The sequence below is a fragment of the Cohnella cellulosilytica genome (assembly GCF_042431195.1).
GTDB classification, from domain to species: domain Bacteria; phylum Bacillota; class Bacilli; order Paenibacillales; family Paenibacillaceae; genus Cohnella; species Cohnella cellulosilytica.
This window is the reverse complement of sequence record NZ_JBHMDN010000048.1, coordinates 203,411-215,489: the sequence shown is the minus strand read 5'-3', so window position 1 is coordinate 215,489 and position 12,079 is coordinate 203,411. Positions and strand designations below refer to the sequence as shown.

The 12,079-nt window shown below is 61.9% G+C and carries 7 protein-coding genes; 2 read left to right on the top strand and 5 right to left on the bottom strand.

The genetic code is table 11. The features are described 5' to 3' along the window. Window positions 1-251: 251 nt before the first annotated feature. From ACFFT4_RS27955 to ACFFT4_RS27935, 5 genes are read right to left on the bottom strand one after another with little or no spacing between them, the layout of a single operon-like run. Window positions 252-2,267 carry a YIP1 family protein gene (locus ACFFT4_RS27955; protein ID WP_378052360.1) on the bottom strand — a complete coding sequence of 672 codons (2,016 nt, stop codon included), beginning with the start codon at window positions 2,265-2,267 and terminating at the stop codon, window positions 252-254. Between the two features lie 26 nt (window positions 2,268-2,293). Continuing rightward, window positions 2,294-3,151 carry a carbohydrate ABC transporter permease gene (locus ACFFT4_RS27950; RefSeq protein ID WP_378052359.1) on the bottom strand — a complete coding sequence of 286 codons (858 nt, stop codon included), beginning with the start codon at window positions 3,149-3,151 and terminating at the stop codon, window positions 2,294-2,296. A gap of 3 nt (window positions 3,152-3,154) precedes the next feature. Then, entirely contained in the window at window positions 3,155-4,129 is a 975-nt protein-coding gene (locus ACFFT4_RS27945) for a carbohydrate ABC transporter permease (protein ID WP_378052358.1), read from the bottom strand. After that, window positions 4,126-7,086, bottom strand: a complete 2,961-nt coding sequence (locus tag ACFFT4_RS27940; protein WP_378052357.1) for an extracellular solute-binding protein — start codon at window positions 7,084-7,086, stop codon at window positions 4,126-4,128. The genes ACFFT4_RS27945 and ACFFT4_RS27940 overlap by 4 nt, the downstream gene beginning before the upstream one ends. Next, a complete protein-coding gene (locus tag ACFFT4_RS27935) occupies window positions 7,083-8,207 on the bottom strand; it encodes an ABC transporter ATP-binding protein (RefSeq protein ID WP_378052356.1) in 1,125 nt (374 codons plus the stop codon). Before ACFFT4_RS27935 ends, ACFFT4_RS27940 begins: the two co-directional genes overlap by 4 nt. A 221-nt stretch (window positions 8,208-8,428) precedes the next feature. On the opposite strand from ACFFT4_RS27935, the gene ACFFT4_RS27930 reads away from it, so the two are divergent. Next, window positions 8,429-9,295: a helix-turn-helix domain-containing protein gene (locus tag ACFFT4_RS27930; protein WP_378052355.1), complete on the top strand. Its 867-nt coding sequence runs from the start codon at window positions 8,429-8,431 to the stop codon at window positions 9,293-9,295. 83 nt (window positions 9,296-9,378) lie between these two features. Further along, entirely contained in the window at window positions 9,379-12,030 is a 2,652-nt protein-coding gene (locus tag ACFFT4_RS27925) for a glycoside hydrolase family 3 protein (protein WP_378052354.1), read from the top strand. The last annotated feature ends 49 nt before the right edge of the window (window positions 12,031-12,079 follow it).

The following is a 12,079-nucleotide window of genomic DNA, read 5'->3' as shown; positions in this document are numbered from 1 at the left end:
GGCGAACGTACAGCGCGTAAGCGTCGTTCTCCGCCGCCAGAGCGTAGCCGTCCGCGGACGGCGTCGGCTGCCAGGCTTCCGCGGCATACAGCGGAGCCCGCTCGTTCGCCGGCTCGGGGATGCCCGCCCGGGCCAGCGCCGCGTCAAGCGGCGTCTCTCCCCCTCTGAGAAGGAAGACGAGCAGCGCGGCCGCGACGATCGCGACGACGGAGGCGATCAGCTTTACGCGAAGGGATAATTTTCGGATGAAGTTAACGATAGTAGATCACCTCGTTGTAAAGCTGATGGAAGAAGTCGTACAGGTTGTAAGAAAGTCCGAAGACGATAAAGCCGAACAGCCAGATCGTGCCGATCGCGAACACCGTGACGGCGATGTTCTTGAGCGATTCCAGAAAATCGAAATTGTGGATGACCTGCGTCATGACGAAGAACAGAACCGCCATCCACAGGTACATCACCATGGAGATCGCGTTGAAAATGGCGCTCTCCTCCAGCGTGATCACGTTCGACAGCACGATGAGCGGGATCGAGCAGATCAGATAGGGCGCAAGCGCGTATGTGCTTCCCTGAATGACCTCGCGGAATTTCCCTTCCCCGTCCTTGACGCTGCATACGAGATAGTTGGCGACGATCCAGGTCACCCAGGGAAGCGCGAACAAGCGCAGGGCGCTCCACAGATTCACCTGGGACAGCTCGGCCGGATGGATCAGGAAGCCGGTCCAGTAGACGGCCACGACTTTCACCAGAACGACGGCGGCCAGAATTCCAATGATCAGCCAAGGCGAGACCTTCGCCTCCTTCAAGCGGTAGAAGCCGTCGTAGGGATGGATCATGACCCGCCCCAGATTGCGCAGATCGTCCAGCGTCTTGCGTTGCGCCTCCGTCGGCGGCTTCCGGGCCAGCAGCTTCCGGAACGCGGCGGGGACCGCCCTTAAGAGCAGGAAGAAGGCGACGAGCCCGATCAACAGCGCCGCGAAATGGTTCTGCAGCCAGGCGAGGCGAATTTCCCAGAACGCCTTGGAGTAGCCCTTCGTATCGAACGCTTCCTTCATGAAATCGAGCGCCTGCTCGTTCTTCTTCTCCTCCAGGTACACTTTTCCGAGGCCCTGGTACAGGTTGTTGTACATCTCGTTGCGGGCGTACACGCGATCCCAGTAAGGCTTGCTCTCCTCGTAACGGCCTTCGTCGTACAGCACGAGCGCCTGCAGCACGTCGGCGCCGAATTCCGTGCGCGTGAACTTGTGAACGGTCTTCGTGCGGCTGTCGGTCACCCAGACGTTGAATTTCCCGTCGACGCCGATGCTGGTCGGAAACCCGAACACCCCGTACTGCTGCGTATTGACATCGGTAAACCCGAAGGCGAACAGCGGATCGCCGGTCCGGTCGAAGAGCGTGACCCGGCCGAAATCCAGATCGACGTTGTACAGAAATCCATTGGCGTCGATCGCGACGTCCTGAATGCCGTGGCTGTGCTGGAACGTCTTGCTCTTGAAGGCATCCACGCCTCCGGCGTTCAGCTTGCGGATCGCCGAGGCGCCGAAGCTGCCTCCCGTCGCCGTGTAGACGAAGCCGTCCTTGTCGATCGCGATGTTCGCGATCGGCTTGGGCAACGCCGCGACCTCCTTGGCCAGCTGCTCCTTGTTGAGCACGAGCTTCTTCAACCAGTTAAGCAGCGACTGCTGGGCTTTGTTGGCGCCGAAGTAGCCCATGAATTCGCCCTCCTGGTCCAGCCGGACCAGGCCTTGATAGGACGCGTTCGTATTGACGTACATGACCCCGCGGCGATCGACGACGACCTTCGTCGGAACGAAATGCTCGTTCGACAGGACGGACGTGTCCGGCTTCTTGTACTCCCGGTCGAACCGGCCGTCCGGGCCGAACACGGCGATTCTCTGGTTGCCGGAATCCGCCACGTAGATGTCGCCCTCCGGCGTCACGAACACGCCTTCCGGGGAGCCGAGGGCTCCGGCCCCCTCCTCGTCCCCGACCTCGTAGAGCAGGCTCCCGTCGCTGCCCAGCACGTACACTCTGTCGTTGCCCTTGTCGGCGACGTACACCTTGTCGTCCGGGCCGACGAACAGATCGACGGGCTCGTCGAATTGTCCTCCGTAGGCGCCTTCAGGCTTGTAGATCGCCTGAATCCCATACCAATAGGATTGGTTGCTATCGTAATAGGTCGTCTGGTACGGGAGCCGAGCATGCGCTTCGGGCGGCGCGGCCAGCGCGGCGACCGCCGCCAGAAGCAGGAAAACAAGCCATCTTTTCATCGATTCCGACTTCCTTTGCTGAAGGATCACTTGATTCCGGAATGGACCATCGTTTCCAACACTCTTCTTTGGAAGAGCAGGAAGATGACCAGGTTCGGCAGGAACATCAACAGTCCGGCGGCGGCGGCCATGTTCTGGCCGGAGACGCTGTTCTGCAGGCCGCTGATCAAGCTGTTGACGTAGAAGGCCAGCGTCCTCATCGTCTCGTTCTGCATGAACAGCGTCGAAGGCTCGACGTCTCCCCACGCGCCCTGGAACGTAAAGATCGAGATCGTCGCGATGGCCGGCACCGACAGCGGAAGCACCATTCTCGCGAAGATGCCGAACTGGCTGGCCCCGTCGATCTTCGCGGCCTCCAGCAGTTCGTTCGGAATTTGCGAGATGAAGCCGATCAGCATGAACACGGCGACCGGCGACGCGAGCGCGGGCAGAATATGTCCGAAATACGTGTCGTTGATATGCATGCCGCTGATGATCAGATACCTCGGGATGCTGACCGTCTCCGGCGCGAACATCAGGGACAGCGTAATCATCCCCATGATCAGCCCCTTGAAGTGGAAGCGGAATTTGGCGATGACGTAGGCGGCCATCGTGCTGACGACGATGACGCCGACGAGCGTGAACAGCACGACCACGATGCTGTTGAACAGGTACCGGGTGAACGGAACCGTCGCGTTGGAGGCGTGCAGCAGCAAGATCTCGAAGTTGCGCATCGACGGGTCCTGAACCCAGAACCTCGGCGGAAACAGAAACAGCTCGCTCTGCGGCTTGAACGCATGGTTGATGATGAAAATGATCGGCAGCGACATGAATGCGGCCAGTCCGGTGAAGGCGGTCACCAGGACGGCCTGGAACGGCGTTATCCGGCGAAGTTTGCGTATCATCGTCTACAGCTCCTCCTTCGAACCGAACAGCCGATAAGCGAATCTCATCGCGAAGTAGCTCACGAGCAGCAGCATGACCGAGATGGCCGACGCGTATCCGAGCTCGAAGCGGATAAACGCGTAGTCGTCGATATGGTTCACGACCAGATGGCCCGCGTACTGCGGAGTGACGGCCATCCCCGTCAGCTGCGCGGAAATGCTGCCCGCCTTCAGCGTCGAGACGATCGTCATGACGGCGCTGAACAGCATCTGCGGCTTCATCGAAGGCAGCGTGATGTAGAATACTTCCTGCAGCCGGTTGGACACGCCGTCGATCCGCCCGGCTTCGTACAGCTCCCGATTGACGGTCTGCAGGCCGGCCAGCATCGCCAGGAAGCCGACGCTGAAGCTCATCCACAGCGATACGACGATCATGACCTTGAGCAGATATTCCGGCTGCTGCAGCCAGACGATCGGATTGTGGATAAAGCCCATCTGGAGCAGGAAACGGTTGACGTAGCCGACGCGGTCGCCGCTGAAGGCGGCGATCCAGACGACGGACAGCGCGACCGCCCCCGCCATGGACGGAGCATAGAACGCCAGCGTATAGTAATCCCTGATCCTGAGCGGAAGCTGTTGAATCAGCCAGGCGAACAGAAAGCTCAGCATGTAGCCCCCGGGACCGACGATCAGCGCGAACAGAAACGTATTCGGCAGCGCCTTAGTCAGGAAAATGATATCCTGCGTGAACAGCGTAATGTAGTTGCTGAAGCCGATGAACCGCAGCGAGCCGAACCCGTCGTACGACGTAAAGCCAAGCAGCGCGGCCATGCAGACGGGCACGACGATAAAGACGATGAAGCAGATCAGGAACGGCGCGAGAAACAGATAACAGAACGCGTCGCGCCGAAGGTCGGCGAAGAAGCGGCCGAGCTTCGCGCCGATCGAAGGCGGCCGCCTCAGCTTCGTTAATCCGGGAGTCAGCTCCGTATTGTTCATTGGGGTTCCTCCCATTCGTAAGGTTGCTCGATCTGCGGCACCCGCAAATTCTCGCCGGGGCCGATGCCGAAGTCCTTCTGTCTGCGGTTCATTTCCCGCTGCAGCGACAGCTGCGCCTTCTCCAGCGACTCCTGCGCCGGAACCCGGTCGAACACGGTGCCGTTCCAGGCGAATTCCAGCTCCCGCGCAAGGAAGTAGTAGCCCGGCACGTAAGGCTGGTTCTTCGCCCATCTCGCCTGCTCGCGGAGCGCCTTCAGGTCGTCGCTGGGCCACGACAAGGCTTTCATCGCCTCGACGTTCGCCGTATTCCAGCGGAATTCGATGCCGTAGAACGATTCGATGTCGCCGGCGTATTTCTCTTGAACCTCCGCGGAAGTCCACCATTTCAGAAACTCCCACGCTTCTTCCTTCTTGTCGCTCTTCTTCATGATCATGCCGGCCGACAAGCCCTGCGGAGACCATCTGGCGATCTCTCCGTCCGGCTGGCGCACACCCGGCAGCGGCGCGATTTTCCAATGCCCGGTAATTTCCGGCGCGGCGACGAGCAATTGCACGTACGTATTGAAATCGGCGATGCCGATCGGGATGTCCCCGTCGCGGAAGTGCTGGAAAAACGCCGGAATGTCGATCGGAAGATTGTATTTGTCGTACAGCTCCGTCCAGCGCTTGAACGCGGCGATTCCTTCGTCGCTCGTCAGCGTGCCCGTCAGCCCGTCCCCGGAATAGAGCTCCGCGCCCTGCTGGAAAAACATCGTCGCGAAGTCCGCCTTCGGATAGTTCATCGTCATGCCGTTCTCCTGCAGCGTCGGCAAAATATCGAATACGTCGTCCCAGGTCTCCGGAGCCTGCAGCTTTAAGCTGTCGAAAATATCCGTGCGATAGAACAGCATCTGGAAGTTCTGCACCTCCGGCAGCCCGTACGCGCCGCCGTCGTAGTTCATCGAACGGCGTACGCCGGGGATAAAGCGGTCGAACACTTCCGCGAACCCGGGATATTCGGACAAATCCTCGACGGCTCCCCGCATCGCGTAGTCCGCGGGCGTCGCTTCGCCGACCCCGAGCGCGACGTCCGGCACTTCGCCCGCCGCGTTGCCGAGAATGAGCATGTTCGGGTTTGGCATCAGGTTGACGTTCACCTCGATGCCCGTCCTCGGCGTGAAATCCTGGGCGATCATCTCGCGCAGCAGGTCGGCGTAATCGCGTCCGCGCTGCACCCATACCGTCAACGCTTCCTCGCGGTTATGCTTGCGCAAGTCGTAGTCCATCACGAACGACCGGCCGAAATCGACGATCGAATACGGGATGCGCGACAGCTCCGTCGGCTCCTTGAACCCGGGGTCCGCGTCCGGCGTGCGCACGACGATGAAATCGAGCAGCAGCGGCTGCTGCGTCAGCGTCGTCATCCACGCCCCGATGTTGCTCTGGATCGTGGAAAAATCGTTGATCTTGTTCGGGATGATGTCCACGTCCGCCCGCATGATCGCCAGCAGATCGATCGAATTCAGCAAAGCCTCGGAGATGTCCGAGTTCTGGCCGTTCAGATCGTTCAGGTAATCGCGGATATCGGACAGCCGGCGGATAAAGGCGTCCACCTTTGCCTCGATGTCCGGGTCGAACTTCCTCATGTCCCACGTGCGTTTCTCGTCCATATTCGCGTCGTATGCCTGGACGCTGTAGTTGCCGGTAATGCGCCGCATATCGCGATCGAACGCCGACAAGTCCTGCAGCACGCCCGTCAAGGCCAGCCGCACCGGCTGCAGCGGAGAGGAATCGGCCGTCATCCGCAGCTTGTGGGAGCCCTCGGTCAGGTAGAACCGATAGGGGTTCCCGTCCGGGTCGACGATCGTCTCGATCGTGAATTCCCGGTTAAACTCGATCGGATACCGCAGCAGCTCCCGGAACGGGACTTCGCCGTCGAGCTCGATCGTCCGGTAGGCTTTGAAGCCGTTGCGATAATTCTGGTACACCTTCAGGTCGATCTCGTACCAGCCGTCCCGCGGCACTTGCAGCTCCCATTCCACCCATTCGCCCGGCAGCCTCCACCGCTGTCCTCCCAGCACGTTGTAGGTAATATGGCCTTTCGGCAGCGGGGAAACGTAAGGCTCGTTCCAATGGTCGGTCTGGATCGTCAGCGCGGACTTCCGGTCGAAGTTTTCCGCTTCCTTCACTCCGTACCAGGTCTCCGTCTCGGTCTGCGCCGGCTTGCCCGCCGCGTACTCCGCATAGGCCGGCAGCTGCCGCTTCGGCCGAAACGTCAGCGCCTTCAGGGCGACCGGCTCCTTGCTGCCGACCAGACGGAGGGTATGCTTGCCCGGCTCCAGCCGATACAACAGAGGCTCGGGGGACACCGAGAAGTCGGAGGCCGCCTTGACCGACCAATCGGCGAGTTCGTCCTGCTCGGGCCGAATCTGCATGCCGATTTCGTTGCGGTCGTACGGATATTTGGCGTCCTTCCAGTTCCGCTGCAGCTCGATCCGTTCCGATTCGGCGAACGGGTAGGCGCCGTCGATCTGTACGCCCCGGATAATCGGGCCTTTGCCGCCCGCGAGCGGCTTATACTCGATCAGCAGTTCGTACCAGCCGGCGGCGGGCACCTCGAACGTCCATTCCGCCCAGCCTTCTTCGTTCAGCCAGTGCAGCGCCGCAGCACCTCCGTCCGCGACCGTCTCCAGCCGGGCTTGCGGGTCCGAAGCGCCGTAGTCCGCCGAATCGATGACGATCGGCCGGCCCTCGCTTCCCTGCTCGCCGGCCGCCCCGGCTTCCTGCATGAGCAGCGTGTACGGCGGCTTCTCTCCCCCTTCCTCGTAAGCCAGCAGATCGGCTACGGTGACGTTCGAAGCGTAGATCGGAGTCTCTCCGCCGTTGATCCAGCGATAGCCGCCGAACAGCACGGCCGCGGCGAGCGCGAGACGGATCGCGATGCGCAGCGCGGCGCGGGGAAGCTTGATCTTCTTCATGCTTCCGCTCCCCCGGCCGCCAGCGACACGCCCGTCGTCTCGTCGAAGAAATGCAGCTTGCTCCTGTTGAAACCGATTGCAAGATTATCGTCCTTGCGATAGGAGATTTCGGGCTCCGTGCGGGCGATCGCCTTGTAATCGCCGATCGCCGCGTAGACGTAGCTGTCCGCGCCGGTCACTTCGGTCATCTGCACGACGCCGGCGACGTATTCGTCCCCGTCCGCCTCGCCCGGCTTAAGCAGCACGTGCTCGGGCCGCACGCCCATAATGACGTTGCGCAGCGATCTCGTCATCCGCTCGAACTGGACGTCGTACTCGCGCGGCAGCAGCAGCTTTAATCTTTTGTTCGAAAAATAGTAGCGCCCCTCTTCCAAGGTGACGACGCCTTCGATGAAGTTCATCTGCGGAGAGCCGATAAAGCCCGCCACGAACAGGTTGGCCGGTTTGTCGTAAAGCTCTCTGGGCGCCGCGACCTGCTGGATGACGCCGTCCTTCATGACGACGATGCGCGTGCCCATCGTCATCGCTTCGACCTGGTCGTGCGTCACGTATACGGTCGTTCTCCGCAGGTCGGCCTGCAGCTTGATCAGCTCCGCGCGCGTCTGCGCCCGCAGCTTGGCGTCCAGGTTGGACAGCGGTTCGTCCATGAGGAACACCTGCGGCTCGCGGGCGATCGCGCGTCCGAGGGCGACGCGCTGCTTCTGGCCGCCCGAGAGTTGGCTCGGCTTGCGATCGAGCAGATGGGAGATTTCCAGCACCTTCGCCACCCGGTTCACGCGCAGCTCGATGTCGAACTTGGGGGTCTTGCGCAGCTTCAGGCCGAGCGCGATATTTTCGTAAACCGTCAGATTGGGGTACAGGGCGTAATTCTGGAAAACCATCGCGATGTCCCGGTCCTTCGGAGACACGTAGTTCACGAATTTATCGTCGATATACAGCTCCCCGCCGCTGATCTCCTCCAACCCCGCCAGCATGCGCAGCGTGGTGGATTTGCCGCAGCCGGACGGGCCTACGAGCACCAGAAATTCTCCCTCTTCGATCGTCAGGTGGAAGTCGTTGACGGCCGGGCGCGCTTCTCCCCTGTAGTGCTTGTAAACGTGATTAAACTTGATGCTTCCCACCCATTTCACCCCTCGCGTGTACGGATTCTGCTTTGCTTTAGTTCATGGTAACGTAACCCCGCTCGGGCAAAACAGGAGTGAAACTTGGCTTTTCCAGTCTAGAATTGTCCTCCTGCCCGCTCCGCCCGTCCGGGCGAAAAAGGCCTCTACCCTTGTCGCTCGAGGGCCGCGAAGCTAGAATGGAAGAAACGATTCTACTTCGCTTATCCGGGGGATCGCCGATGAATCCTTGGCACGAGAAAATCGCTCTGAATACGGGACAGCCCCACAGAATCATCGTCAGTACGGTGGAAAACGGCTTTCCCGTCCATTGGCATCAGGAGCTGGAGATCGTATACGTTCTCGAAGGGCGAATGCGCATCGGCATCAACGACGAGCTCTACGCCCTGGAGCCGGGGGACGTCCTGTTCATAGGCTCCTGCGAGCTTCATCATTACGAACCCAATCCCCAGGGCTGCCACAAAATGATTCTTCAGCTCGGCATAACGGCGTTCGACGCGTTCTCGGACCTGATTTTCGGCCAGCGTATTTTGACGCCGCATCTTCGCGCGAGCGCGGGTGACGGCGGCGGCCCGTCCGCGTCCGGGGAGGAGGAGGCGCTCAGGAACGCGGTCGAACGGCATTTCGCGGCGATTCACGAGGAATGGCGGGGACGGGAGATCGGCCACGAGCTCGTTCTCAAAGCGAGAACAAGCGAGATCGCCGCGCTTGTCGTCCGGCGGCTTCCGATGGAGCCGTATTCCGCCCAGGAGCGGACGAAGCGGCTCGAACAGCTCGACAGGCTGAACAAGGTGTTGAAATATATTGAAACCGAGTATGCGGGGGACCTCTCGCTCGGCAGCGCGGCGGACATCGCCGGGTTCAGCCCGACGTATTTCTCGCGCTTTTTCAAAGAGGCGACCGGCACCACCTTCGTCGATTACGTCAACGCGTTCCGCGCCAACGTCGCCAGGCTGATGCTGGCGGACGGGGACGATTCCGTCACCGGCATCGCGTACCGGGCCGGCTTCAACAGCATCGAGACGTTTAACCGGGTGTTCAAAAAAATCCACGGCCGCGCCCCGTCTTCGTTCCGCCACAAAAAATGACGACCTTATCGCAACCCCTGACGGGAAATGTCGGGGGTTTTTTTCTATATTGGAATCAATCCAGGAAAACAGGAGGAGCCGCAATGAGCGATAACACCGCAACCTCGCCCGTATACCGCGACGCCGCAGCCCCGACGGAGGATCGCGTCGCCGACCTGCTCGGCCGCATGACGCTCAGGGAGAAAGCGCGCCAGCTCGACCAGTATTTCGGCGTCTCGTTCATGACCGCGGCACACCCGGCCATGGATACCGTCATGGCCGCCGACGCGAAAATTCAATGGGACAAAGTGATGGAGATCATCGGAGAAGACGGGATCGGCTGCATTCACGACCTGTACGGAACGGCCAAAATCAACAACCAGCTCCAGCAGTACGCCGTCGAGCAGACCCGCCTCGGCATTCCGATCCTGTTCAGCGAGGAAGCGCTGCACGGGCTGCTGCGGCCCGGCTGCACCGTGTTCCCGCACGCGATCGCGATGGCGTCGACGTGGAATCCGGAGCTCGTGCGCGAGATCGGCCGCGGCATCGCCGCGGAGACGCGCAGCTTCGGCATTCACGAGAGCTTCGGCCCCGTGCTCGACCTGGCCCGCGAGCCCCGCTGGGGACGCGTCGAGGAGACGTTCGGCGAGGATACGCTGCTGGCGAGCCGAATGGCCGTCGCCATGGTGCAGGGCCTGCAGGGCGACGATCTGGCTTCGAGCGGCAGCATCGTCGCCGAGCCGAAGCACTTCGCCGTCCACGGCATTCCGGAGAGCGGGCTGAACCAGTCCCCCGTCACGATCGGCATGCGCGAGCTGGAGACGGTGCATCTCCCCGTCTTCGAAGCCGCGTATATCGAAGGCGGGGCCGTCAACGCCATGTGCTCCTACAATACGATCGACGGCGTGCCGTGCGCTTCGGACCGCAGCCTGCTGACGGACGTCCTCAGGGAGCGGTGGAACATGCCGGGCTTCGTCCGTTCGGACCTCGGCGCCATCGCCCGGCTGAAGAACGCGCACCGGACGGCCGGGTCCGACCGCGAGGCGATCCGCCAGGCGCTCGAGGCGGGGACGGACATGCAGTATTACGATTTTCCCCACGAGCTGTACCAGAACGAGATCGTTAACCTGGCAGAGAGCGGAGAGCTCGCGCCGTCCGTCGTCGATCTCGCCGTCTCCCGCGTGCTGAGAGTCAAATTCATGCTCGGCCTGTTCGAGCATCCGTACATCGACGCCAATCTGCACAAGAGCGCGGTCCGTCATCCGCTGCACGCGGACATCGCGCTCCGGACGGCAAGGGAAAGCGCGGTGCTGCTGAAAAACGAAGGCGGATTGCTGCCCCTGCGCAAAGACGTCGCGCGGATCGCCGTTATCGGGCCGAGCGCCGATACGGCCCGCTTGGGCGACTATACGCCGCACATCGAAGGCTTCGAGCCGACGACGGTGCTCGCCGGCATCCGCAAGCTCGTCTCTCCCGGCACGATCGTCGATTACGTCAGAGGCGCGGGCGTGCTGGAGGACGAGCTGGAGCCGATTCCGATCGGCAGCTTCATCGACGGCCGCGGCCGCCCGGGACTGCTCGGCGAATATTTCAACAATCCCGATCTGGCCGGCGAGCCCGCCCTGGCGCGGAACGATCCGTACGTCAACTTCAACTGGGTCATCGCCAAGCCGGACCAGAGCGTCGATTCGCACCGCTTCTCCGTTCGGTGGACGGGCAAGCTCGCGCCGGTCCAGGATTTCTCCGGCTACATCGGCACGGACAGCCAGGACAGCATGCGGCTGTGGCTGGACGGCAAGCTGCTCGTCGACGGCTGGGGCGAAGGCAAGAGCGCGAGCCGGAGCGTGCCCGCGGAGCTGAAAGCCGGGCGGGAATACGACGTGATCGCGGAATACCGCAAGGACGCAAGCGGCGCTTCCGTCATGCTGGGCTGGAGCCGGGGAGCCGAAGGCATCGAGGAAGCCTGCGAGGCGGCCCGCAAAGCCGACGTCGCCGTCGTCGCGCTCGGCGATTCGCGAAGAACGTGCGGGGAAGGCGTAGACCGCTCCTCCCTCGACCTGCCCGGCCGGCAGCTTGAGCTGCTGAAGGCGGTGCACGCCACCGGCACCCCGGTCGTGCTCGTTCTGCAGAACGGACGGCCGATCACGATGGCGTGGGAGGACGCGAACATCCCGGCGATTCTCGAAGCCTGGTATCCGGGAGAAGCGGGCGGGGAAGCGATCGCGGAAATCCTGTTCGGCGACTGCAACCCGTCGGGCCGGCTGCCGGTCTCCTTCCCCCGTTCGCTGGGGCAGATTCCCGTCTATTACAGCCGCAAGCGCGGCGGCCAGATCCACTACGTGGAAGGCGACAATCGTCCGCTCTACGCGTTCGGCCACGGGCTCAGCTACACGACGTTCGAGTACGCCGGCATCCGCCTCGACCGGGAGCGCCTCTCCCCGGACGGCGAGCTGACCGTCACGGTCGAGGTGAAGAATACGGGAGACCGGGCCGGGGACGAAGTGGTGCAGCTGTACCTGCGCGACGTCGTCAGCTCGGTCGCCGTGCCGGATCTGGAGCTGAAGGCGTTCCGCAGAATCCGTCTGGAGCCGGGCGAGAAACGCGAGGTGTCGTTCACGCTCGGTCCGCGGGAGCTTCGCCTCCTGAACAAGGAGATGGTGTGGGTCGTCGAGCCGGGGGCGTTCACGGTTCTCGCAGGGCCGAGCTCGGACCGGATCGAGCTGACCGCCGACTTCGAGGTCTTCCTTAACGATTAGCCGTCGTCAAAAAGCCGGAAGCGACTTCCCTCATCGCTTCCGGCTTTCT